This is a genomic window from Aquimarina penaris (assembly GCF_040786285.1).
In the GTDB taxonomy this organism is placed as follows: Bacteria; Bacteroidota; Bacteroidia; order Flavobacteriales; family Flavobacteriaceae; genus Aquimarina.
In genome coordinates this window covers 259,272-284,780 of sequence record NZ_JBFMKQ010000005.1, presented here as the reverse complement: position 1 = coordinate 284,780, position 25,509 = coordinate 259,272, and the positions used below count along the sequence as shown (strand labels likewise).

The following is a 25,509-nucleotide window of genomic DNA, read 5'->3' as shown; positions in this document are numbered from 1 at the left end:
GTGAAAAAGCTTAGTAAATCCGACCTTAAAGACTTTTTAGACGAAAAAGCAACCTTCTATGAACAACCAAAATTTATAGAAACTGATCCTGTACAGATCCCCCATCTCTTTTCGAAAAAAGAAGATATCGAAATTTCTGGTTTTCTAACCGCTACAATTTCGTGGGGAATTCGCAAAAGCATTTTAAAAAATGCACATCAACTTATACAACTTTTAGGAAACAGTCCGTATGACTATGTAATGAATCATACAGAGGCGGATCTTGAGGGTTTAGATGGATTTGTTCATAGAACGTTTAATAGTCTAGATCTCGTCTATTTTATTAAAGCTTTACGGCATTTGTATATCGAATATGGAGATATGGAAAGTTTTTATGCTCGGTTTAATAAGGAAAATGATCTTCAGAACGCTATTCACCATTTTAAAAAGGAATTTTTTGCGCTTCCACACCAAACCAGAACCGAAAAACACATAAGTGATCCTCATAAAAATTCGGCCGCAAAGCGAATCAATATGTTTCTTAGGTGGATGATACGAGATGCTAAAGCGGGTGTCGATCTTGGAATTTGGAAAAGCCTGTCCCCTGCTCAACTATCATGTCCACTAGATGTTCATTCGGGCAATGTGGCTCGTAAATTAGGGTTACTTAAACGGAAACAAAATGATGGTAAAGCACTAGCAGAATTAGATAGCAAGCTTAGAGTTTTAGATCAAAATGATCCCGTAAAATATGATTATGCTCTCTTTGGTTTGGGAGTTTTTGAAAAGTTTTGATATTACCCATAAATCAAAAACAACATTCCGATCAAAATGATAATGGGCGAACAAACAAGCAGATACTTTTTGACTTTAGTAAAAGAATAATCCCCCATCGTTATAATAGCAAAGACTAACCCCAAAAATGCTCCTACAATACCCATAAAAATTGGCACCACGAAATATAAGATTTCATCTATACTATGAGGGTGATCATTTCCGAAAAAGGTAACCATAACAAAAGCCATGAGTACACCGACTAAAGCGTATAGCAATAGGCCCACTAATGAAGATTTAAGAATATAATAGAAAGTTTTCATCAAATTGAATATCTTTTAGAATCCTTTAATGCACAACGAATATACAGTTTTAACAATAAACAATAATTTGGTAAAATTCTATAGTATGCAGCAATTACATTCTTACTGTTTCAAAAACTACTTCATCAAGTTTAGACTAATTCTAAAGAATAATAATTCCTTTACATTCGAAACATTGAGGTGATATTTCTTTAATAAACATAAAACATCTTCATAAAGTCATTAGGGTATCTCGTGTGGTAAATTTGTAAAAACAAAAAAAAACACACAACCATGAAAAGTCATCTTATAATTGCTTCTTTACTATCTGTATTGGTTTTAACATCATGTGACCTCGACGATTATTCGGGTCCTATAAAACCAACTGGAAAAATTGAATTAAAAAACCACTCTATTTCACCCGTTTTATTAGAAAAAACTCCTGAATTTTCTGATATAGAAATCTATACTATACTTTCATCTGAAGATACCTATATTCCGGATTTTACATACGGATCAATGGCAGATGGTGCTGGACTTCTAAAAAACAATGACGGAACGTATACTCTAATTAACAATATAGAGGCAGATTATTCTGTAGCTAGAATTACATTAGATGAAACTTTTAAACCCATAAAAGGAGAACACATTCTTAATGCAATAGCAACAGCAAATACTGCACAATGTTCTGGATCTTTAATAACGCCATCAGAACATGGTTTTGGTCCTTTATACCTTTCTGGAGGTGAATGGGGAGGAAATTCTAAAGGGGTTTTTGCTACAGATCCTTATAGAAATGCCACTGAAGCTTCTGCGCCAAGAATGTTACCTGCTTTAGGGCAATGGTCTACAGAGAATGCCGTAGCTCTTGGTATACGAGCTTATGCAGGTAAAACGGTAGTATTTATAGGAGATGACAATAGTAATAACGAAATCCCTTCTGGACAATTAGGAATGTATGTGGGTAGACATGGTGATTTAGAAGGCGGTAAACTTTATGGGTTGAAAGTTACTTCACCGGGTGTTACTTATGAAATGGATATGGAAGAAGGAGTAGAATATAACATGGAATTCGTAGAGCTAAATGAAAGAGATATTGATCTACTTGATGCCGAAGCCAAAGAAAAAGGTGTAATGGGATTCTCTAGGTTAGAAGACATCGATTGGAGAAGAGGACCCAGAAGAAATAATCAAGAGGTCTATTTTGCCGTAACCGGAAGAGATAAACCAGGATTAATAGGAAAAGGTACGCGTTCGGGAAGAATCTATAAAGTAATTCTTAATCCGAGAAACCCACAGGGACCCGGTAAAATTGTTTGTGTTCTTGATGGAGACAAAGAAGGTGGTATAGCCGAAGCTTTTCATAGCCCAGACAATATCTTGGTAACCGAAAACTATGCGTATATCCAGGAAGATCCAAATGGAATTCAGGATTTTAAACCAGCTGCTGCCCATTATTCTAGACTTTATCAATATAATCTTAATACAGGCGAATTAAAAACCGTTTTAGAATGTGATCAGCTTAGAGCAGAAGCTGAAGGTTATGGCCCAGCAAATAGAATCTGGGAAATCACAGGGATGATCGATATTTCTGAAACTATCGGCGTAGATGAAACATTTGTTATGATTACTCAAAACCACGGATGGGAAAGAGCAGATGGCGTTCCGTTTACCGACCCTAAAGCAAATCCAGATCTGGCAAATAGCCGTAAAGAAGGAAGTATGATGTATGTAATAAAAGGTTTAGAACGTTAATATATGATCATTAAGAATTCGTTTAAATATACTAAAGGGGCTTATTTATCAATAAGCCTCTTTGTCGTATTCAGTCTTTTCACTTCTTGTTCTAAAGAGGGTAAGGTTGAAAAAATGCCGTTTAACATGGAGATGAAAGAACAATTCATAGACGATATTACTATGGCAATTGCTTTTTTGGATAGTACCACAATCGATACCACAACTGCAGAAAAAAATTATTTAGAATCCCGAAAGTATTTCAAAAAAATAGAACCTATTTTATCTTCTCTCGATACAGAAAATTATGGTTTTCTAAACCAGCCTAATATTCTCAAAGTCGAGGAAGAAGATTATACAGATATTAAAATAATAAAACCTGGTGGATACCAAGTTCTAGAAGAAGAAATCTTTACAGAACAAATGGATTCTGTCATCGTAAAAAAGCATATAAGTTTAATCTCTAACAGGCTTAAACTAATTAAAGAGAATATAAGTTTTAGTCATATAAAAACGTATCATTTTTTATGGCTGTTTAGAAAATCAATTATTCGAATCGCACTCACCGGAACAACTGGTTTTGATTCTCCAGTGCTAGAAAATTCGTTAGAAGAATCTAAAATAGTATACCAAAGTCTAAAAACATACCTCTCTATTTTTCAAAGTGAATTTAAAGACCAAAAACTTTTTGAAGACTGGAATAAAGAAATAGAAGCATCAATCAAAGATCTAAATGGTGATTTCGACACATTTGATAGATATAACTTCATCAAAACACACACTCACAAGCAATTAGAATTATGGAATCAAGTTGTTAGCGATTGGAACGTAAGCTTTCCGTTTGAATTAGCCATAAAAAACAATGCTACCTCTCTTTTCTCTTCGAATACATTTAACCTCTCCTATTTTTCTGATAGAAATTCGGGAGAAATAACACCAGAAAAAATAGCTCTTGGAAAAAAACTGTTTTATGATACCAAACTATCTTCAGATAAAAAAATAAGCTGTGCTACATGCCATCATCCAGACAAAGCATTTACCGATGGAATGAAAATAAGTACGGGAGTAACGCGCAATGCACCTACGTTACTCTATGCTGCATTACAAAAAGCTTTCTTTTATGATAAAAGAGCTGGTAGTCTCGAGGGGCAGATCATTGCAGTAGTCGAAAACGAAAATGAGTTTCATACGAATTTAGAAACCTTAGAAAATGCAGTTAAAAATGATAGTACTTACATTTCTGGTTTTGCTCTATCCTATTCAAATCAAAAGATCACTAATGTAGAAATCAGAAACGCTATCGCCAGTTATATTAGAAGTTTAGTTCCGTTTAATTCTAAATTTGATCGCAATATCAATGCGTTAGAGAATACATTAACTCAAAGTGAAATTAATGGATTCAATTTATTTCATGGGAAAGCTAAATGCGCTACCTGTCATTTTGCACCTGTATTTAACGGTACTGTTCCTCCTGATTACAAAGAATCTGAAATTGAGCTTATTGGTGTGCCAGAACAAAACGATACGGTAAATGTTACAATAAGCAAAGATTTAGGTAGATACGATGTCTATAAAACTCCCGAAAGAAAACATTTTTTTAAAACCTCTACGGTAAGAAATGTTAATAAAACCGCTCCATATATGCATAATGGAGTATACAAGAATCTTGAAGAAGTTATGGATTTCTATAATCGTGGCGGTGGATCAGGAATAGGGATACAACAAGAATATCAAACGTTACCCTCTGATCCTCTTCATCTTACAGATCAGGAAGTAAAAGATATTGTAGCTTTTTTGAATAGTCTGAGTGATGATACTATTTATGAAGATAAATAATAGTATTATTTAGACTTTTTCAAGATTAAATACCCATTACGTAGTTTAGATTTGAAAAGTATATAATGGGTAGCTAGATTTTTTGAATTTCATTATTCATCATCTGATTACTAAAGTAATTTTTTATATCCGGATCAGTCATAGGTTGTAATGTACCAAATACGATTTCTTTATAGACTTTATTGGTATATGAATTAGGAGACAAAAACCTTGATCCCATTAAATGCCTGATTTTAGTAATGATATCTTCAGAAAAATGGGTAGCAAAATACTTTGACAATGCAGAGGCCTCAAACATGTTTTCTAGAGATCTCTTATTTCCGATCTTAAAGCCTTCGATTGAAATCCCTGCTTGTTCACATAATTGACATGCGGCTTTATACTTAATCATTAACTCTCCTATATTATCTAAAAAACTTTCTGATTCCGACACTATTTTCCCATTCTTCATCTTTCCTTGAGCAAATTCCTTAACCTCCAATAACACGCGAAATGCAGCTCCTAAATACGTACCTGGCATTAATGCCTGAAACCATGATCTTTGATAAATTAATAGTTCGCATCGCTCCTCTTGCGTGCTATCCAATTTAATAACATTAGTACTATGCACATTCAAATTTTCGAATCGCACTGATTTTGTAAAAGATCCACGCATAGCATCTCCAAAAGCAGTATCCTCGAATTTGATTTTATCGGTATCCAAAGGCACAAAAAACACCGCTTTTTCATCTTGAAATATACTAGCAGTAAATACCATATAATCTGCTATCCCAGATAATGACATAAAGGGTGCCTCACCATTAATAGTGTATGAATCTTTTTCTTTTTCGGCCACTATACTTTTATTACCAGAAACATTTTTGAAAGTTCTTACCGATCCGGTATTTGCTATTAAAAGTCGCTCATTTTTAATCTTTTTTAATAACATTTCCCGTACCCAATATTGTTTACTTGTCTTCGAAAAAGGGAAAGAAGCCATTGATGCCAAAACATAGTAATGCATGGACAACGCAACAGACACCGGAATTGAAATTTCACCAATACGATGTAAAACCCTAAAACATTCTTGATACATTGTTTTTACGTCCTTTTCGTAGCAAGGTATAAAAGGTATTTTGGTCGTTTTTAGGTACGAATAAAAGTCCTTATAATTTTTTGTCTTTTCCACTTCACGAAGTTTAGTACAGATATTTTCTAATTCATCATTCTTATGGATTGGCTGATTATTGGTTATGCTAATATTCATTTTTGAGTCCTTTTTTTAATAGAAATATTTCTTCTTTTTAATTTTTAAAGATTTGGCAACCAGAAAATTTGAGCTGCCATAAAGATTCCCATAGCCAAAAGTATAGTGAGTACAAATAGAAGGAACGCCATCATAAACTTCCCTCGATCACCAGCATGGTCCTGAGCAAGGAAATAAAGCTCTAAGAAAAAAAGTGGTAAAAGATAATTAGCCAGGTATAAAAACATATCAAACGGACCCGTAAGATCCTGTGTTGAACCAGGAGCATTGCCATTATTTAAGAAAATCCATAGCCCAAATCCAATTCTAAAGAACCAAACTCCGCTTACCACTATAAAAGTGCGAAGTGCCCAACGACGATGGGCTACAAAATTACGAGTAATCGCTGTTCGTATAGTTATAGCCGCAAAGACTATAATAAGTATCGCATTCCCCGAGATAGCTACCTGGCCATAAAGTCCACCTACAACGGCTTCACGGCTCCAAACCATATAGAGTCCGCCTAGGCTTATGATGATTGCTGTAAAAATATAGGCCCGACCATTTAACCTATGAAACAATGGATAACGATTTCGTAATTTCGGAATCAATTGAAGTGGGCCGCTAAATGTAATAATAAATGCCAGCAGTATATGAAGGAGTACAAAAGCATTACCCATATAATCTCCCTCAATAAACCCATGGATCATTCTCCTGGTCCATTCTGCAAAATTTCCTTGTATGGCAGTACCTCCGTAAAAAAGAGCTATATAATAGGCAAATAACCATTGGCCGGCAACAGCGACCAAAAACCAAAGGGTCGCTGATGTATTCAAGGTCTTATTCGACCATTGTGTTTTACCTTGTAAAGTATCAACGACACTATTTTTTAAATTCATAACTGTTCGTTTTTATTAATGATTGATGATGATTTTTAATTTTAATGGAAAGAATAAGGTGATTAAATCCCATTCTTAATACTCTATATTTTAATTAACTTATAGATGGTTTTACTGACTCTGTGGGAATTACTGTTGAATTAAACCCTTTAACAATTAACCAAATAGATATAACTATAAAATGTACACCATTTTGGAGATAAAAAACAAAGCTTACACTATAATCAAAGATTTGCATCCAGGTCACAATAAAAACAATAGTAACTGCAATAAACGCCCAGGCCGATAGTAACCTTGGAATCAGTTTTACTTTATAGAGCAGATAATAAAATAGTGCAGCTCCAGAACTATACACTATCAAAATCAGAAAATGTGCCCAGTAATATTCTTCAAACTTTAAAAACCCCAACATATTGAAATAAGTAGGGTCTGAAACATTTCCTTGCACAAATTCCTGGCTTAGAGATAATAGAGAAAAGTGAGTGATATTGCTTACCATAATGATCGAAAATTCTATGATCCAAAAAGTAAGATAGAGTAATGCGATATAGTTATTATATTTTTTTAAAAATGGAAATAGGAAAATTGCAATACCCACCCCTACCGTACTCGAAATTATATCGAGAAGGATAGCAATTTTCATTTGTAATGAGTTTTCATGAACAGTGGCTAGAAAGTTCTCAGATTCTACGAGAGAGGTTGATAATCCTCTTAAACTTGTGCCTAGAGCTCCTATAATAAAAACGATGAGAAATAAAACGCCTACAATTCTTCCTGTCTTCTTATTGGTATACATAATATTTGTTTTTGATTGATAATTAATAAAGTAATGATAAATGTCTGTTTATATCAGTTTTTGAGGTGCTTGGAAGGAATTAAACCCTTTAACCATAAGCCATATTGCCAAAAACAATCGGTTAAGCCCCAATGGAACGAGTAGTTTCATTTCTGTACCATGCGTACCTAAGTCAAAAATTGTGAATAGGATTGCTGCTAACATCAATAGGACACCGATACCCCCCCAAACAGATATAAATCGAGGAACTAGCTTTAAAACATATAACACATAATAAAACACAGGAAGCGCAAAGATGGCTACAAGCATATCTAAGTAATGGGTCCACCAACGAGTAGCATAAAGTATAGTGCCTATATCCTCAAAAGAGTTAATCTCTGTTGTCCCGGCTTGTACATATTCTTGACTTAATGCCAATATTGATAACACATTTGTATTATCAATTAAACCCATTGCAAAACCTAAAATACTGAAACCAAGATACCAGAATGCTACCCCTGTATTGAGTTGTTTAAAAATGGGTAATAAAAGAACTGCTACTGCTATAGATATTGAACTACCGATCAGCCCAAGTAGTACCGATGAAATTACTTGTGTGGCGTTTGAGGATACTGTGGTAAGAAAATCTGAGGTAAATATAATAGGGCCTAATAAAAATTGATTAATTAAAATGCCAATTATTAATTGAAGCAAGAATAATACTCCTACAATTCTACCTATTCTTTTGTTTGATACCATAATGTTCGTTTTTTGATTGATGATTATTAATAATGAGTTGATTAGGCTCTTTTAATGTTTAAAACAAATTGATTACGTTTGTTTTTTAATTCATAAAGTTCATTTTTTACATGATGATTACTATTTTAATTAGAAAAATCGATATTTTTTGAATTCCCATTCAATACTACTTTTGACTCTGAGGATGCTTTACATTTCACAGATTCATATGACAATTCAAGCTTTCCTTTGCTATCATCACTAAACTCGAGTTTTAGATCTTTTCCCGAAACCATGCCTATGGTTCTAAAATGCCCATCGGGTAAAACATATAGTTCATCTAGTTCAGGATTAGTGATATGGATTACAATACTATCTACACTCTGCATTCGTTTTGTTTTCTCCAGGATCAATTTTTCTTGTTCTACCTTTACACGTATATAAGGCATCAACGTTCTTGGGGCTTCTACTCTAACTTGAGTCATACTATCTTGCCTAAAAAAGACCTGGATACCATGATGGACCGATATTTTTCTAAACATCGGAATTGTTTTTATTTCAGAAATAAAATCACCACTTTCAACATCTTCAATAGCACCTTTTTCAACATAACTATGTATTGAAAACTGAAAAGCTGAGAAAAAAAAGATAGTCGCACCTAATGCGCCTAATACCATTAGATTACTTTTTTTCATGGTCTAAATTATTTACATATTGGTCAAATGAGTTTTTTACTTCTTCAAATGTTACATTAAGTAATCCCATTTTTTTAAATACATCAGGAAGGATTACTTCCATAAATTCTATTTTCTTAATATCTAACACCTTATTAAAACCGTTTTCTGAAACGAAATATCCTATTCCCCTCTTATTATAAATTACATTCTGTTCTTGCAAATAATTAAAAGCTCGTATTGCAGTATTAGGATTAACTTCAACCATAACAGCAATCTCTCTAACAGAAGGTATTCTTTCTTCTTCGTGCCATCTTTTTGCAAGGATGTTTTCGTAAAAAAAGTCTACAATTTGTAAATAAATAGGTTTACTGTTATTAAAATCCATAGCTACACTTCTTTTTCAACTATTTTAAAGTAGGTGGCCAGGAGCATTGTTGATACAAAAACACCAACGAATAGCAACTTTTCTATTCCCGAAAAATCTTTTGAAGCAAGACTAAAAGCCTCAGAGGCCAATTCTTCTCCAGAAAACACATCATACCCATAATTAAGCATCCCATATAACATCATATTAAAAAATATTAACCCCAAAACAATTAATAAAACAGAGAGTATGGTTTTACCAATTCTATTTTTATTAAACGTAACCGCTCCGTAAAGAAATACGGGTTGTATGAAAAAATAGAATTTAATCGATGTCCAAAAATCTTCAGAGAATACCGGCAGTAGATGAAAATTAGTTTCAGAAAAGATGCTTCCGATAAAAATGGCAAATTGCCCAATCAAAAAACACAGAAAAGAAAACACTATGGTATACAAAATACCGGTTGTGAGCCAGATTGCCGTTATGCGTTCATAGGATGAGACTGGTAGTGATACATATAAATGATTTGAGGTTTTATTATTTATTTCTTTTAAAACAGAAAAAATAAATAATATTCCTGAAATGATATAAAGCTTATTAAATATACTCACAAACTCTCCTGGTGACACTAAATGATCTTTTCGTAAGCTAAATAAAATGACGATGAACATAAGAATACTTACCACAGACAAAGCAGTAATTATAGCTCCTCTTAACAATACGATATCTCTATAGATAAAATTACGTATTCGTCGAATGTTATACTCTTTCATCATGATACACATTTTTTAGTATAGTATTAATTCGATCTGGCTGGTTGATTACGGCATTAAAAAGCAACTCTAGATCAACTTCTGTTTCATCATGATCTTTACGCATTACTACTGCCTTTCCTCCATAAGATGTTTCTGAATAAATAATAGACGCTCTATCCTCTTGTGTAGGTTTGCCAAACCACAGATATTCTGAAATAGTAGAAAGTGGTTGATCAAAAGTTACCTTAGCATTATCTAATATCACAATATGATTTATAAGACTGTGCAAATCCCTAACCTGGTGCGTAGAAATCAGGATACATTTTCCTTGATCTACAGCAGAAGCCATAATCTTTCTAAACTGGCTTTTTGATGGTATATCAAGTCCATTGGTGGGTTCATCCATAAGGAGTAGCTTGGTGTTCGTAGCTATCCCAAATGCAATAAGCACCTTTTTTTTCTGTCCGAACGATAAAGTCGATATCTTTTGATGAACCGAAAGTTTAAATTCTTCTATAAGTTCATAAAACTGATCTCTTGAAAACTCAGGATAAAACGATGAGTTCACTCGCTCATATGTAGAGATTTTGACTGCAGGTAGCTCAAACTCTTCGGGTACCATAAAAATATCCTGCAGGCATTTCACTGATCTTTTTAAAGTGTTCTCATTAAGAATACGACAATAACCAGCTTTGGGGAAGAGTAATCCAGTCATTATCTTCATTAACGTACTTTTACCCTCACCATTCCTCCCAAACAGGCCATATATATTACCCGAAGTAAAATTTAATGAGACATCATTAAGAACTATTTTACTATGAGAATAGTAGAATCTAATATTTTTAACCTGAATCATATCTAGTGTATTAGTTATCTAGTACACTTCAAATGTAAACAACTAAAAGTAATTAAACAAGTCTTTTTTTTATCTACAAGCCAATACCTATTATATCATAGATAATATTTCGGCATTGTTTCCCGTTATAAATCACTAAATACAGTCTTAAACTACACTAAAATGCAGGGTTACGGAAATACCACAAAACATTTACGCTATGTTAATTATTTCGTAATATGTAACTTATTTTTGTTAATTTTATTAAGAATTGTTGGAACCTTCAAATCAATTCTTCAATAGGTATGATATCAGCTGCGATACCCACAAATGAGAATTTCAGACTAGAAGCTCTAAAGTCATTAAAGATTTTAGACACCGAGTATGAAAACGAATTCGACGACATTACTGCGTTGGCTTCCCATTTATGTGGAACTGAGATAGCTTTGATAACTCTAGTTGATGAAAAAAGACAATGGTTTAAATCTAGGTACGGTATAGATGTTTCTGAAACTCACAGGGATTATTCTTTTTGTGCACATGCTATTTTAGAACCCGAAAAACCATTTATTGTTAATGATGCTCGCAAAGACGAACGTTTTTATGATAATCCGTTAACAGAAAAAGACAAAGTGGTAATTTCTTATGCCGGTATACCTCTGGTAGATAAGGACGGATTTGCATTAGGAACTCTTTGTGTAATCGATGGTAAACCAAAAGAGTTCTCAGAACAACAAATAAAATCTCTTAAGGCGCTGGCCAATCAAGTTACTATTCTTTTTGAGCTTAATAAGAAGAACAATGATCTTGAAAAATTTCAGCGTAGGCTTAAAAAAAGAAATGAATCTTTAAAAGAATTTGCAAGAGTTATTTCGCATGATCTTAAAATGCCTCTTGCCAATATTATCTCTACTACCGATTTATTAAAAATTATCCTAGGTGATAAACTAGATAAAGAAAGCCTTGAATATTTCGATTATATTAAAACGTCTTCTTTTTCTATGAGTAATTATATAAGTGACATTCTTGGGCATTATGAGAGTGAAAGCTTACTAAAAAATAAACCCGAAAAGTTTTACTTAAATGATTTTCTGAAAGAAATAGTTACTTTATTAAGTATAAAACCAGATTTCAATATTCACTATCCGGCAAATAATCCTTTGTTAGAATGCAATAAACTGGCGCTGAAACAAATTTTCTTTAATCTTATAGGAAACAGCATTAAATATAATGACAAAGAAGAGATTGTTATATCTATTGAAGCAGACGAGGATGAAAAGTTTTATTATTTCAAAATAACAGATAATGGAATGGGCATTCCAGAGAAGGATATTGATGGCATTTTTGATCTCTTCACTACCGCTAATATGACAGACAGGAGTGGCAATAAAGGTAACGGAATAGGGTTATCAACTGTTAAAAAATTGGTCCAAAAACTCAATGGAACCATTAAAGTAACGTCTAAAGTAAAGGTGAAAACTACTTTTCATTTTAGTATTCAAAAGCCGCAATAAAATCTATTTTGATTTTAGTGTTTTTACACATGCCTCAGCACATTTTTCACCATCAATAGCTGCAGATATAATTCCACCGGCATACCCTGCACCTTCTCCACATGGATACAACCCATTAATTTGTATATGCTCTAGTGTTTTCCAATCTCTGGGAATACGTACGGGTGATGATGTACGTGATTCTGGAGCATGCACTACAGCTTCGTTGGTAAGGTAGCCGCGCATACTTTTATCAAACTCTTTAAAACCATGTTGTAATGTATGATAAATAAACTCTGGAAACACTGTTTTCATATCCACAGAGGTCAAACCTGGTTTATAGGAGGTAACGGGAAGGTCTACAGACGTTTTTCCTTCTACCATATCGACTAATCGTTGTGCAGGAACTTTCTGGGTTTCACCTCCTAAATGCCAAGCTTGTTGCTCAATACTTTTCTGAAAATACATTCCGGATAAAGGCCCATACTTTGCAAATGGCTCAAAATCTTCTAAACGTAGTTCTACAACAATCCCACTATTAGACGTAGGTTGATCTCTTTTAGAAGGAGACCAACCATTTGTAACCACCTCTCCCGGACTCGTCGCACAAGGCGCAATTACTCCACCCGGACACATACAAAAAGAATACATCCCTCTACCATCGATTTGTTTTACAATACTATATGGCGAAGGAGGTAGATATGGGCTCCTAACCTCACATTTATACTGAATCTGATCAATCAACTGCTGAGAATGCTCAACTCTTACTCCCAAAGCAAAAGGTTTTGCTTCGATCTCAATCTTTTTACGATATAAAAGTTCAAAAATATCTCTGGCCGAATGTCCCGTTGCTAAAATTACTTTGTTTGTAGCAATCGTATTTTTATTTTGAAGTGTTACTCCTTTGATTTCAGAATACTTAACCTCTAGATCAACAACACGGGTTTCAAAATGTATCTCTCCCCCTCTTTCAATAATTTTTTCTCGTATCGCAGCAATAATATCTGGTAATTTATTGGTACCAATGTGTGGGTGTGCTTCTACTAAGATCTGATCTGTAGCACCAAAACCCACCAAAAGTTGTAAAATACGTTGTACATCTCCACGCTTTTTAGAGCGTGTATACAATTTCCCATCGCTATATGTTCCTGCTCCACCTTCACCAAAACAATAATTAGAGTCTTCATTTACAATATGGTCGCGATTAATGGCTTTAAGATCTCTTCGACGATTTCTTACGTCTTTTCCACGCTCTAGAACGATCGGTTTACAACCTAACTCAATACAGCGTAGTGCAGCAAATAATCCAGCCGGTCCTGCTCCAATAATCACAACTTCGGGATTATGTGTTACATCGGGATAATCTGGTAATTCTATATGCTCTTTTATAAAATCCTCTTGTACAAATACACGTAGTTTTAGGTTTACTTTAATATTCTTTTGTCTAGCATCGATAGACCTCTTAAGAATCTGAATGTGACTAATTTCATCTTTAGGAATGCCATTTTTTCGTGCAATATCATCCTTTAGTTGATCAGGATGCCCCGCAATCTCTGGTGACACTTGTATAGTAAATTCGTGTTGCAATTTTAGGTAGGGTTTCTATTTATAAGGCGAAGATACAACAATCTTTATTTCAAAAGTATGGACTAAAATAACAGAATATAAATAAAGTTTAACCGTTTATTAAGGTAATTGTTTTATATATTTGAATTAAACAAACCTTAAATTTACAATTATGAAAAAGCTTATTTTATTAGCAATTGCAGTAATCGGTTTTACACTAACTGCAAATGCCCAGAAAGTTAAGTTTGGTTTCAAAGGAGGGCTTAATCTAGCCAACGTTGATGTTGAAGTTGCTGGAGTTGACACTGATTCAAGAACAGGATATCATATAGGAGCTGTTCTTCAGCTTGGGCTTGGTGACACCTTTATTCTACAACCAGAACTTTTATATTCTGCTCAGGGAACAAGTGATTTTGATATTGATTACTTAAATATCCCTGTGTTGGCAAAACTTAAATTTGCCAAGATTTTTAGTGTAGAAGCTGGACCTCAATTTGGTTTTGTAGTAAATGATGGCATTAAAGACGCTTTTTTATCGACAGTAGAATCTGAAAGCTTTGATATTAGTGGAGCTGTAGGTGCTGGGGTTGAATTTGGACCCGTATTTGGACAAATACGATATAACTTTGGATTAACAGATGTTGTTGATGGTTTTGATGGAAAAAATACGGCATTCCAGATATCTGTAGGGTATTATATCTTCTAATAAAAAAATAGGATTATTTCCTGAAGGGTGAAAGTTTGACTTTCACCCTTTTTTTGTAGCTATTAAAGCATCAATACAACTTGAATTTACATCCCTTACTAGAGCATACAAGGAAGAGGTTACCTCCTACTTTTTTATTGGCCAAAGCTTTGTTAAAATTAGTCTAGAGAATAAAAAGGTTATGTAGCTTTATAGAGTTATACTATGATAGTAAACCTATTAACGATACGCACTTAATCCTACATGAAATCAATCTGGAAACGAAGAATTGTTCAGACGTTTTTAGCACAAAAACTCACAAAATCCCGGGATATTTCGGATCCTAATTTGGGTGATATTTCGAAACAAATTACAACACTAAAAATTACTGTTTTTTCATTTCTTAAAGATATGTTTTTTATGGTTTTAGGAGTTGTTGCGGCTGCTTTTGGCCTCGAAAGCTTTTTATTGCCTAATCAGTTTATCGACGGTGGAGCAACAGGAATTTCTTTACTCATTTCAGAAGTTTCATCAATACCACTTTATATTCTTATTGTAATCGTAAATACTCCCTTTATAATTCTTGGACTTAAAGTAATCGGCAAACGTTTTGCTATACGAGCCATTATGGCTATATCAGGACTTGCCTTTACTCTTGTCGTAATTGATTTTCCTGAGGTTACACAAGATAAGCTATTAGTTTCTGTATTTGGCGGGTTCTTTTTAGGTGCAGGAATAGGGCTTTCAGTACGCGGAGGAGGCGTATTGGACGGCACAGAGGTATTAGCCATTTTTATGAGTAAAAAATTAGGGAGCACAGTTGGAGATGCTATCACAATAATTAATGTAATAATTTTCTCTGCGGCGGCTTACCTCTTATCTGTTGAGACTGCATTATACTCTATGCTTACCTACCTTTCAGCGTCTAAAACCTTAGATTTTGTGATTGAAGGAATCGAAGAATATACCGGAGTTACTATTATTTCTGAGTCCAATCTAGAAATGGTAGATATGATTACCAATACAATGAGACGCGGAGTAACAATCTATCAAGGAAAGCAAGGTAATGGAGATCAAGGACAAATGAATCAAATCGATATTATATATACTGTGATTACCCGACTTGAAATCAGTAAACTTAATGCTGAAATAGAAAAGATAGATTCTAATGCATTTGTAATCATGCATAGCATTAATGATACACGTGGCGGCATGATCAAAAAAAGACCTATTGAGTATTAAAGATTATTAAATCTAAGAATTTCTTATAAAGTTAGTAGTAGTTTATCTTCTCGACCTTCTTTTATAATTCTTGTTATTACCTCTTGACTTAGGTCTTCTATGATTATTAGTATTCTTACGCGCCGGGCTTTCATTTTGAGTACTAATTGTGGGTTCAAAACCTTCTACAACTTCGCTTGCTAGTTTTTCGCCCAGTAGTTTTTCTATTCCTTTTATATAACTTAATTCGTCCTGACTTACCAAAGAAATTGCTTCTCCGCTTGCTCCTGCTCTACCAGTACGCCCAATTCTATGGACATAATCCTCAGATATATTAGGTAATTCAAAATTTACAACATGTGGTAATAATGGAATATCTAGCCCTCTTGCTGCTATATCTGTAGCTACCAAAACACGAACTGTTCCTTTCTTGAATCCTCCCAGAGCTTTTGTTCTGGCTCCCTGGCTTTTATTACCGTGGATAGCAGCAGCCGTAATACCATTTTTAACCATTTTTTCGCTTAGACGATTTGCACCATGCTTTGTTCTGGTAAAAACCAAGACCTGTTTCCAGTTTCCTTCTGAAATAAGCTTAATAATTAATTCCGTTTTTCTTTTCTGATCTACCTTGTATATTTTTTGATCAATCTTTTCTGCAGTAGTATTTTCTGGTGCGGCTTCAACCCATACCGGATGGTGCAAAATCCCATTAGCTAATTGCTTTATCTCTTTAGAGAACGTAGCAGAAAATAAGAGGTTTTGTCTTTTTGAAGGTAATAGATTTAAAATTTTATTGATATCTCTTTGAAACCCCATATCAAGCATTCGATCAGCCTCATCTAACACCAAGATTTCTACATTGGCCAAAGAAAGTGCCTTTTGATTATGCAAATCTAGTAAACGACCAGGAGTAGCCACCAATATATCTACGCCATGTCTTAACGCTCTGATTTGAGGGTTTTGGTTTACTCCCCCAAATATCACCATCGATCGAAGATCAACAAACTCGCTATAGGCTCTTACATTATCTAATATCTGAGCAGCTAATTCTCTTGTAGGAGTTAATACCAAAGCGCGTACAGGTCTTTTTCTTAATTTTTGTCCCTGAGATAAAATCTGTAATAACGGTAACGTAAACCCCGCTGTTTTACCAGTTCCCGTTTGTGCAGACGCCAGAACATCTTTTCTTTCTAAAATTGGTGGAATAGCTTTTTCTTGAATAAGAGAAGGAGTTGTATATCCTTTTTTCTCGATGGCTTTTAATAGCGCATCAGATAATCCTAATGTATTAAATGACATATAAACTGTTTAAGAAATAACCATTTAATTAGTATGAATGCCATTTCTGTATAATGAGCCAAAGGTACACCTAATTTTTAGGATATCTTATTATACTTGCGTATTGATGTACGAACATTTAAAAATTCATCAATCATAAATCATAAATCGTAAATCTTGTATTATATTTACACGAGAAAGGAATGGATCCAATACTACTATTGGATATAAAATCAAAGTCTCATTAACATATAGGAATGCAATTTAAACACCCAGAATTTCTTTACGCCCTTTTTGCTCTTATCATTCCTATTATAGTTCACCTATTTCAATTACGACGATTTCAGAAAGTAGATTTTACCAATGTACAGTTCTTAAAAGCAGTGACTATACAAACTCGAAAAAGCTCACAGCTTAAAAAATGGCTTACACTCCTTGTTCGTTTACTGGCTCTGGCGTCAATTATTATGGCGTTTACACAACCTTTTCTGGCTTCAGATGAGATTGTGGGCAAAAAAAGCGAAACGGTAATTTATTTAGACAATTCATTTAGCATGCAAGCTAAGGGCTCAAAGGGTCCTTTGTTAAAACGTGCAGTACAAGAGATTCTTAGTGATCTCCCCGAAGATGAAACTATATCACTTTTTACCAACACAGAAACATTTTCTAATGTCTCTAAAAAAGACTTTCAAAACGATTTACTTCAGTTAGAATATAGCTCTAATCAGCTACCTTATACTGCAGCGTATTTAAAAGCTAAGCAATTACTTGGCACATCTTCAGAAACCATTAAACGAATCATTATGGTTTCAGATTTTCAACAAAAAGAAGATGCATTTACATTACCTACAGATTCTAATACCAAAACCAACCTTGTACAACTACAACCTGTAACAAGGCAAAATATAGCTATAGATAGTGTATACCTGCAACGCAATACAAATAATGATTTAATGCTTCAGGTAATAGTGAGTAATACCAGTGCCAATGCAGAAAATATATCTATTGCGCTTCATAATGATGACAAATTGATTGCTAAAACAGCTGTTTCTGTTTCTAAAAACAGTAAATCGACTACAGAGTTTCGTTTAGATGAAAACACAAAGATAAATGGGCGTGTAACCCTAGAAGATCCTGCGATTACTTTTGATAATTCAAGGTACTTTACTATAAATACTCCCGAAAAAATAAAGGTTGTTGCTATAAACGAAGCTAATGATAGTTTTATCAAAAATATTTTTACTCCAGATGAGTTTTTACTAATCAGTAACGCTATTGAAACACTTAATTATAATGACATTAGTAATGCAAATCTGGTTATAATTAATGAAGTGAAACAAATCCCTATATCGTTAACCAATGCTTTAAAACCTTTTACAGATCAAGGTGGTAAAATCTGTTTTATACCGGCTAAAGAAGGTGATTTGACGTCGTATCAACAATTCTTCAATAGTTTTTCTACTTCTGGATTACTTTCAGAGAAAACACAAGAAAAAAAGATCACTACGATACACTTTTCTCATCCTCTATATCGAGGAGTATTTGATAAAAAAGTGGTTAATTTTCAATACCCGAAAGTGAACAGTTATTATCAAACTAATGCTACCAATGTTATATTATCCTTCGAGGATAATAGTCCATTCTTATTTAAGACCCGAAGCATATATGCCTTTACAGCTTCTATAAACAATGAGAATTCAAATTTTAAGAATTCACCCTTAATTGTTCCTACGTTGTACACTATCGGAAAACAAAGCTTACAACATACCGATATATCGTATACTATTGGGCAAACTAATTCGTATGATGTGCCCGTATCTCTTGGGCAAGATGGTATATTATCTTTGATTTCTGATCTGGAGAATATTATTCCGTTACAACAAAGTTTTTCGACAAAAGTGCGTATTACCACAGATGAAGTGCCAACTAAAGCAGGGATTTATAGACTTCAAGATAAAAATAACATTATCCAGCATGTTAGTTATAATTATAGTAGCTCTGAAAGTGATTTACAATACTATAATCTCAATACCACAGATAGCTACGAGGTAAACGATTCTGTTACAGAACTTTTTGACCAAATAAAAGAAGAGACTAGTGTGAATGAACTTTGGAAATGGTTTATTATTTTTGCGCTGATATTCTTACTAATCGAAGTACTACTATTAAAATATCTGAAATGAATTTTTTACTAAAGGCTGCAAGAGTAATTGATCCAAAGTCACCTTTTCATCATAAAACAGTTGATATTTTGGTCGAAAATGGAACTATAACAGATATAAATACTTCAATTACCACCAAAAATGGATGTCAGGAGGTACAATTAGAAAATTTACATGTATCTCGGGGATGGTTTGATAGTAGTGTAAGCTATGGAGAACCAGGATATGAGGAACGAGAAACCATAGTACATGGACTAGAAGTGGCTGCAAAAAGTGGTTTTACCGGTATCGCCTTAAACCCAAATACGTTACCTGTAACCGATACTAGTGCCTCTGTGGGTTTCCTTAAAGGAAAATCGCAAAACAATCCCGTATCACTTTATCCGATAGGAGCATTAACGATAAAATCTGAAGGTGTTGATATCGCAGAGCTATATGATATGCAACAGGCTGGTGCCATAGCTTTTGGAGATTATAAAAAATCAATTCAAAACCCTAATTTGCTTAAGATTGCACTCCTTTATGCTCAGAATTTTGATGGATTAGTGATGTCTTTCCCGCAGGAAAATGACATTGCAGGAAAAGGCATGGTTAATGAAGAAGAACAAAGTACCTTATTGGGTCTGAAAGGAATTCCAGCTCTGGCAGAAGAATTACAAATTGCAAGAGATCTTTTCTTATTAGAATATACTGGCGGAAAATTACATATACCAACAATTTCTACAGCTAAATCTGTAGCACTAATTAAAGAGGCTAAATCCAAAGGGCTACAGGTTAGCTGTAGCGTGAGTGTTCATCATCTAGCGCTCACTGATGCCGAATTAGCGCCATTTGACTCTAATTATAAGGTATTACCCCCATTAAGAACTAAAAAAGATATAAAAGCTTTGCAACAAGGAATCGAAGATGGTAGCATAGATATGGTTACTAGTGATCATCTACCCATGGATATTGAGCATAAAAATGTAGAATTTGATAATGCAAAATACGGTACAACAGGACTAGAAAGTGCATTTGGTATATTAAACAACATTTTTGGGACAGAAAAAGCAATATATATGCTAACCAATGGTGCATTTGTTTTCGGAATAGAAAACAACCCCATCAACATTGGAAATAAGGCTGATTTATCACTATTTAACCCAGAAGGTAATTCTGTTTTTACTAAAGAACATATACTTTCTTCTTCTAAGAATAGTGCTTTTATAGGAAAACAAGTAAAGGGTTCTGCCTATGGTATAGTATCAAATGGAAAAATAGTATTGAAATAAATAATATGTCGACCGAAGCCCGTAACGTTTTTTTTAGCTAATACAACACTTCGGAAAACTCAGTCTGACACCAATAGAAATAAATTATAATACATCAGTCATGCAATCAGATTACGCAAAACAAGGAAAAACGGCAGCTATTGTAGCTTATCTTACAATTATAGGTACCATCATAGCCTTTTTTATGAATCAAGACAGTAAAAACAAATTTGCAAGTTTTCATATCAGGCAAGCATTAGGTATTAACATTTCATTTTACCTTTTAGGCGCGCTAGCGAGTGTTTTTGACTCTTGGGGGATATCTTCAGCATTTTACATCTTTATATTTGTATTATGGGCTTTTGGTATTATAACAGCCATACGAGAAGAGCAAAAAACTGCTCCAATTCTTGGACCTCTTTTTCAGGATTGGTTTAAGTTTATTAAGTAATCCATATCCCCTTTAACAACTCAATTCTAATTACATAGCACTACAATTCATGCAAACAAAAACTTTATCCCTGCATCATATCATCAAAGAACCAACAATTAAGAAAGATAAGACTCCTGTTTTATTCATGTTTCATGGGTATGGTAGTGATGAAAATGATCTTTTTTCGTTTACACCAGAGTTACCCGAAGAACTTTTTATCATCTCTGTACGAGCTCCATACCCAATGCAACCATATGGTAATGCATGGTATGCCATTTATTTTGATGACACACAAGGAAAGTTTAGTGATGATCAGCAAGCCATAGAGTCTCGAGATAAAATAGCGGATTTTATTACTGAAGCTGTAGAAGCTTATAGCTTAGATGGTAACAATGTGACTTTACTAGGGTTTAGTCAGGGCACTATATTAAGTTATTCTGTAGCACTATCTTATCCAGAAAAAGTGAAAAATGTGATCGCATTAAGTGGGTACCTAAACGAAGATATTCTAAAAGACGGATATGAAAAAAATGATTTTTCAAACCTTAATATCTATTGTTCTCATGGTAGTGTAGATCAGGTAATCCCAGTGGATTGGGCGCGCAAAGCACCCGCTAAGCTTGCAGAATTAAATATAGTCACTTCATTAAATGAGTTTCCGGTGGGTCATGGTGTTGCTCCGCAAAATTTTTATCAATTTAAAGAATGGTTGAGTACTTTAATTTAGTCTACCTTATTTAAGTAATCTTTTGTTTAATAAATCTCTTGCAATTTCTTTATAAGATCTTCCTATAGGAAATACTCCACTATCATTAGTTACACTATTATTATCAAAACGTTTTACATGTGTCGTGTTAATGATATAAGAGCGGTGAATACGTATAAAATCATGAGGAGGTAACTTCATCTCAAATTCTGAAATTGGCATAAGACTGATATGAGTTCCTTTTGTTGTTACGATTTTTATATGATTTTTGATGGCCTCAATTTGTAGAATGGTAGAAAAATCAATTTTTAGAAATGCTCTTTCTGATTTAATGAAAATATGATCAAGAGTTTCGGGGTCTTCTGAAACAATTCCTGTTTCTCTTTTTTCTATATGAATTTGGTGATCATTTTTGCTAACCAGTCGTTTTATACGGCTAATAGTTTGAAGAAATCTATTGAGTCCTATTGGTTTTAATAAATAATCAACCACTTCTAACTGAAACCCTTCGATCGCATACTCACGATGGGCAGTGGTAAGTACAGTTAAGGGTTGTCTTTTTAACATTTTCAGCATAGAAAGCCCTGTTATTTTAGGCATTTGTATATCCAAAAATAGTACATCTACTTCTAAATCATCAATTATTAAAAATGCTTCAACAGCACTATGAAAAATACCAACAATTTTAAAATCAGGTACATTTTCTAAATGCTTGGCTATAACTTTTGTAGCCATTTCTTCATCATCAATAATTATACAGTTGATTTTTTTACTCATATGCTTTTGGATAATTTAATTTTCAAATTCACCTCAAACATTTTTCCTCTTTTAATACATAACTCATGTCTTTCGGGGTAGATCAATTCTAATCTTTTTATAATATTTTTCATACCAATACCCGACTTCAAATTATTATCTACTGACACCTCATTATAAGTATTTTTAATCGTAAAACTCAATGTGTTATTTATTATCTCAATTTTTAAATCGATTATAGACTTTCCTTCTTCTTTTGCCGGGCCATGCTTAAAAGCATTTTCTAAAAAAGGTAATAAAATTAAAGGTGAAATATATACATCAAAAGGTATCACAGATTTTTGATATCTGAAATCCAATTTTCGATCATATCTCAAACATTCTAACTCAATAAAATTTTCTAAATTATCAATCTCAGAAGCTACCGAAATCAGTTCAACATCGCTATCATAGAGTAAATAACCTAATATTTCTGAAAGTTTGACAATAGACTCTCCTGCACTTTTATTATTTGATAATACCATCCCATAAATATTATTAAGAGTATTAAACAAAAAATGAGGTTGAACTTGGTTTTTCAGGAACCTTAACTCGGCCTCTATCTTTTCTTGTAATAGGGTCTGATTACGTTGACGTTCTTGCAAAAAATTCTGAAAAAACTTTATACCCAGTACCAAAGAAGTAATATATATTAATTCTACACCTTTATAAATAAAGCTTGCGTGGTCTGTGTAATAATGTCCCGTTTTACCCAAAATTGTTGGATAAATCATCTCATAGTATAACAATAATAACATCCACCCAAAAACACCTGTCGTTACCATAGCGGTTAATATAAACTCAAGATATCGCCTTTTATACAGGTATCGGGGCATTAAAAAATAGGCAATAAAATAAGCACAGCCCATTTTAATAGGAAGAACCAATAACTCATGGCTAATACATTGCCAAAGTGTTCTATCGTACACGGTAAAATAATTGGTCAACACATACAAAATACTCCAAGTACTCCAGTATAAAAGATGCCTACTGATACGTTCTAGTGTCCAGGTGTCATATGTCTTTAACCAATTCATACTACTATATTACGACTAAATATGATCTAGAACGTTAAAGAGTCTAATTTTCATGACCAAGGTTTAAAAATAAAGGACGAATTACCAATACCAGGGCAAACAAACATTAAAATACGAATCCACGTAATTCATCCTTAATTATATAGTTACAGAGTTATCTGCATTTGGGATCATATCCCTTGTCCTCTTTCCAAAAATGGTATCATCTCTTGCTATACATTTATAGGAAATAATAAAATTTATTCATCATGAAAAAGTATTTAACCTTAGTGCTAATAGTAGTATTAAACACTGTAAGTTTTGCTAGCGACGACTTTAAAAATATAGTACTGGTTTCTTCTGAAAATAAAACTATACTACTCGAATATTTTGGTTTTGAAGATATCCAAACCACTATAACGATTAAAGACCGATCCAATGCAATTATGTTTAATCAAACCGAAAAAAGCCCGAACCAGTTACAGCAAGAATTCTCCTTAGATAGACTAAACGGAGATAGATTTAAAGTACATATTGAAAATAAATACAAGAGTATAGAAGTTACCTATAAATTTGATAAACAGAGAGCAATTGTTCAAGGAAAACCCATTGAAATTTTTAAACCTATTTTTATTAAAAAAGAAAAAGAAGTATTGCTCTATCTCCTAAATTCGTTAGAAAAGAAAGTGATCATTGATGTTGTAGATGAACAAGGAAATACTTTAATACCAAAAATAATATCAACTAAATTGGTGGTTAAAAAATTATTTGATTTTTCGTCCTTCAAATCGAAGGCCAGAATACGTGTTAGAAATGGTAAGTATTTTATTCAAGAATTTACTTTTTAAAGAGTTTAGCTCTGTCTTGAATATCTGTTAAAGATCTCCTTCATTTAAAGAAAATGTTTAAAAATCAATATATTTTAATGCTTATCAATCCCTACCATAAAAACTCAGATCGCACAGAATGGTTATAGAATTTAAAAAAAACAGAATATATGAACCTCGTTTTTTACAAGTAATAAATTATCACAAAATACTCATAATTAATATTTTACAATTGAATTTATGTGATTTTTAAATTATATTTAAGGAGTTTAACATCAACATAAATACTAAAACATGAAAAGATTCAATTCATTATTAGCACTCATCCTTTTGTTGAGTGTTTTTTTTGTTTCTTGTGAGCAGCAAGAAAACGAAACAACCGTAAATCGAGAAGTATCCGACGAAGTCCTAACTGCACTTAAAGCTTCTGGATTTAACGTTACAGATCAACCACCAATTCATTACAAAGAGGGCTACCTAGTAGAGGGTGATATTTATCTTTCTCTCGATAAGATCATGAGCCCAAGTAAAAAAGGTGATGGTATTACCATTTCTGAAAAACAATACAGTACTAATAATTTAGTAGTCACAAATGGTAGTAGAAATATAACTGTATTTGCACGAGAAGGAGGAAGAGGGGGATTTGATGCTATCACTTCTGCAGCCGTAGATATGGCTATTGACCGTTACAATGCAGAAAATCTTGAAATCACCTTTGAAAGAACAAATAGTGTACGAAATGCCGACATCGTAATATCGAGACTAAACTTTCTTTTAGAGTTTGTAGGTGTTCTAGGTTCTGCAGGCTTTCCTACAGACGATGGAGATCCTTTTGATGACATTTCATTAAGTGGTGTTCTTAACGCTAACTTTGGTCTTTCTACAGAAGGTATTGCCACAATTGTTGCCCATGAGATGGGACACTGTATTGGTTTTAGGCATACAGATTTTTTTGATAGAAGTATCTCTTGTGGTGGTGACCCCGTTAATGAAGGTGAAGGTGATATCGGCGCTAATCTGATCCCAGGAACCCCAGAAGGAGCAACTCTCGAAGACGCGTCCTGGATGTTATCCTGTACAGATGGAAGTGATAGACCTTTTAACGAAGACGATGCAACAGCTTTGGATTTCTTATATTAAAATTAATTAGATCCATAAAAAAACCTCACAGCGTAAAGCACTGT

Annotated in this window: 25 protein-coding genes; 12 read left to right on the top strand and 13 right to left on the bottom strand. The window is 33.6% G+C overall.

Translation table 11 applies throughout. From position 1 onward, the window contains the following. Positions 1–774, top strand: a complete 774-nt coding sequence (locus ABW637_RS20855) for a TIGR02757 family protein (RefSeq protein ID WP_367586668.1) — start codon at positions 1–3, stop codon at positions 772–774. Positions 775–776: 2 nt separating this feature from the next. Here ABW637_RS20855 and ABW637_RS20850 read toward each other — a convergent pair whose 3' ends face one another. Then, complete coding sequence (locus tag ABW637_RS20850; RefSeq protein WP_367586667.1) at positions 777–1,076, bottom strand: hypothetical protein; 300 nt, start codon at positions 1,074–1,076, stop codon at positions 777–779. 273 nt (positions 1,077–1,349) lie between these two features. Between ABW637_RS20850 and ABW637_RS20845 the strand changes: the two genes are divergently transcribed. Next, positions 1,350–2,810 (top strand): alkaline phosphatase PhoX, encoded by a 1,461-nt coding sequence (locus ABW637_RS20845; RefSeq protein WP_367586666.1) that lies wholly within the window; start codon positions 1,350–1,352, stop codon positions 2,808–2,810. A gap of 3 nt (positions 2,811–2,813) precedes the next feature. Next, positions 2,814–4,625 carry a cytochrome-c peroxidase gene (locus ABW637_RS20840; protein ID WP_367586665.1) on the top strand — a complete coding sequence of 604 codons (1,812 nt, stop codon included), beginning with the start codon at positions 2,814–2,816 and terminating at the stop codon, positions 4,623–4,625. A gap of 73 nt (positions 4,626–4,698) precedes the next feature. On the opposite strand, the gene ABW637_RS20835 is transcribed toward ABW637_RS20840, so the two are convergent. The 8 genes from ABW637_RS20835 to ABW637_RS20800 all read right to left on the bottom strand — a co-directional run bounded on the left by ABW637_RS20835 (position 4,699) and on the right by ABW637_RS20800 (position 10,914). Beyond that, complete coding sequence (locus ABW637_RS20835; RefSeq protein WP_367586664.1) at positions 4,699–5,871, bottom strand: acyl-CoA dehydrogenase family protein; 1,173 nt, start codon at positions 5,869–5,871, stop codon at positions 4,699–4,701. Positions 5,872–5,915: 44 nt separating this feature from the next. Then, entirely contained in the window at positions 5,916–6,749 is an 834-nt protein-coding gene (locus ABW637_RS20830) for a DUF2306 domain-containing protein (protein WP_367586663.1), read from the bottom strand. Between the two features lie 94 nt (positions 6,750–6,843). After that, the gene (locus tag ABW637_RS20825; protein ID WP_367586662.1) at positions 6,844–7,545 is read right to left on the bottom strand and encodes a DUF4386 domain-containing protein; all 702 of its coding nucleotides are present in this window, start codon (positions 7,543–7,545) and stop codon (positions 6,844–6,846) included. Between the two features lie 48 nt (positions 7,546–7,593). Further along, positions 7,594–8,283 (bottom strand): DUF4386 domain-containing protein, encoded by a 690-nt coding sequence (locus ABW637_RS20820; protein WP_367586661.1) that lies wholly within the window; start codon positions 8,281–8,283, stop codon positions 7,594–7,596. Positions 8,284–8,408: 125 nt separating this feature from the next. Further along, entirely contained in the window at positions 8,409–8,957 is a 549-nt protein-coding gene (locus tag ABW637_RS20815) for a GIN domain-containing protein (RefSeq protein WP_367586660.1), read from the bottom strand. Then, positions 8,944–9,324, bottom strand: a complete 381-nt coding sequence (locus tag ABW637_RS20810) for a GntR family transcriptional regulator (protein WP_367586659.1) — start codon at positions 9,322–9,324, stop codon at positions 8,944–8,946. Before ABW637_RS20810 ends, ABW637_RS20815 begins: the two co-directional genes overlap by 14 nt. Positions 9,325–9,326: 2 nt before the next feature. Further along, positions 9,327–10,079: a hypothetical protein gene (locus tag ABW637_RS20805; RefSeq protein ID WP_367586658.1), complete on the bottom strand. Its 753-nt coding sequence runs from the start codon at positions 10,077–10,079 to the stop codon at positions 9,327–9,329. Then, positions 10,063–10,914, bottom strand: a complete 852-nt coding sequence (locus ABW637_RS20800; protein ID WP_367586657.1) for an ABC transporter ATP-binding protein — start codon at positions 10,912–10,914, stop codon at positions 10,063–10,065. Before ABW637_RS20800 ends, ABW637_RS20805 begins: the two co-directional genes overlap by 17 nt. A gap of 284 nt (positions 10,915–11,198) precedes the next feature. Here ABW637_RS20800 and ABW637_RS20795 point away from each other — a divergent pair, with 284 nt between their 5' ends. Further along, complete coding sequence (locus tag ABW637_RS20795) at positions 11,199–12,407, top strand: sensor histidine kinase (RefSeq protein ID WP_367586656.1); 1,209 nt, start codon at positions 11,199–11,201, stop codon at positions 12,405–12,407. Positions 12,408–12,410: 3 nt separating this feature from the next. On the opposite strand, the gene ABW637_RS20790 is transcribed toward ABW637_RS20795, so the two are convergent. After that, positions 12,411–13,973, bottom strand: coding sequence for an NAD(P)/FAD-dependent oxidoreductase (locus ABW637_RS20790; protein ID WP_367586655.1), 1,563 nt, complete (start codon positions 13,971–13,973; stop codon positions 12,411–12,413). A 151-nt stretch (positions 13,974–14,124) separates the two neighbouring features. Here ABW637_RS20790 and ABW637_RS20785 point away from each other — a divergent pair, with 151 nt between their 5' ends. Beyond that, a complete protein-coding gene (locus ABW637_RS20785; protein ID WP_367586654.1) occupies positions 14,125–14,658 on the top strand; it encodes a porin family protein in 534 nt (177 codons plus the stop codon). A 243-nt stretch (positions 14,659–14,901) separates the two neighbouring features. After that, the gene (locus tag ABW637_RS20780) at positions 14,902–15,879 is read left to right on the top strand and encodes a YitT family protein (RefSeq protein ID WP_367586653.1); all 978 of its coding nucleotides are present in this window, start codon (positions 14,902–14,904) and stop codon (positions 15,877–15,879) included. 42 nt (positions 15,880–15,921) lie between these two features. On the opposite strand, the gene ABW637_RS20775 is transcribed toward ABW637_RS20780, so the two are convergent. Beyond that, complete coding sequence (locus ABW637_RS20775; RefSeq protein ID WP_367586652.1) at positions 15,922–17,157, bottom strand: DEAD/DEAH box helicase; 1,236 nt, start codon at positions 17,155–17,157, stop codon at positions 15,922–15,924. A 236-nt stretch (positions 17,158–17,393) separates the two neighbouring features. Between ABW637_RS20775 and ABW637_RS20770 the strand changes: the two genes are divergently transcribed. The 4 genes from ABW637_RS20770 (at position 17,394) to ABW637_RS20755 (ending at position 21,708) form a co-directional block, all read left to right on the top strand. After that, positions 17,394–19,319 (top strand): vWA domain-containing protein, encoded by a 1,926-nt coding sequence (locus ABW637_RS20770; RefSeq protein WP_367586651.1) that lies wholly within the window; start codon positions 17,394–17,396, stop codon positions 19,317–19,319. Next, complete coding sequence (locus tag ABW637_RS20765) at positions 19,316–20,569, top strand: dihydroorotase (protein WP_367586650.1); 1,254 nt, start codon at positions 19,316–19,318, stop codon at positions 20,567–20,569. Before ABW637_RS20770 ends, ABW637_RS20765 begins: the two co-directional genes overlap by 4 nt. Before the next feature lie 100 nt (positions 20,570–20,669). Further along, entirely contained in the window at positions 20,670–20,999 is a 330-nt protein-coding gene (locus ABW637_RS20760; RefSeq protein ID WP_367586649.1) for a DUF4870 domain-containing protein, read from the top strand. A 49-nt stretch (positions 21,000–21,048) separates the two neighbouring features. Continuing rightward, positions 21,049–21,708, top strand: a complete 660-nt coding sequence (locus ABW637_RS20755) for an alpha/beta hydrolase (protein ID WP_367586648.1) — start codon at positions 21,049–21,051, stop codon at positions 21,706–21,708. 6 nt (positions 21,709–21,714) lie between these two features. On the opposite strand, the gene ABW637_RS20750 is transcribed toward ABW637_RS20755, so the two are convergent. Further along, positions 21,715–22,464 carry a LytR/AlgR family response regulator transcription factor gene (locus ABW637_RS20750; protein WP_367586647.1) on the bottom strand — a complete coding sequence of 250 codons (750 nt, stop codon included), beginning with the start codon at positions 22,462–22,464 and terminating at the stop codon, positions 21,715–21,717. After that, the gene (locus ABW637_RS20745; protein ID WP_367586646.1) at positions 22,461–23,519 is read right to left on the bottom strand and encodes a sensor histidine kinase; all 1,059 of its coding nucleotides are present in this window, start codon (positions 23,517–23,519) and stop codon (positions 22,461–22,463) included. The genes ABW637_RS20750 and ABW637_RS20745 overlap by 4 nt, the downstream gene beginning before the upstream one ends. 248 nt (positions 23,520–23,767) lie before the next feature. Between ABW637_RS20745 and ABW637_RS20740 the strand changes: the two genes are divergently transcribed. Together ABW637_RS20740 and ABW637_RS20735 are read left to right on the top strand one after the other, a co-directional pair. Next, entirely contained in the window at positions 23,768–24,346 is a 579-nt protein-coding gene (locus tag ABW637_RS20740; RefSeq protein ID WP_367586645.1) for a hypothetical protein, read from the top strand. A gap of 273 nt (positions 24,347–24,619) precedes the next feature. Next, on the top strand, positions 24,620–25,465 hold the full coding sequence (locus tag ABW637_RS20735; RefSeq protein ID WP_367586644.1) for a M57 family metalloprotease: 846 nt from the start codon (positions 24,620–24,622) through the stop codon (positions 25,463–25,465). Positions 25,466–25,509 lie beyond the last annotated feature (44 nt).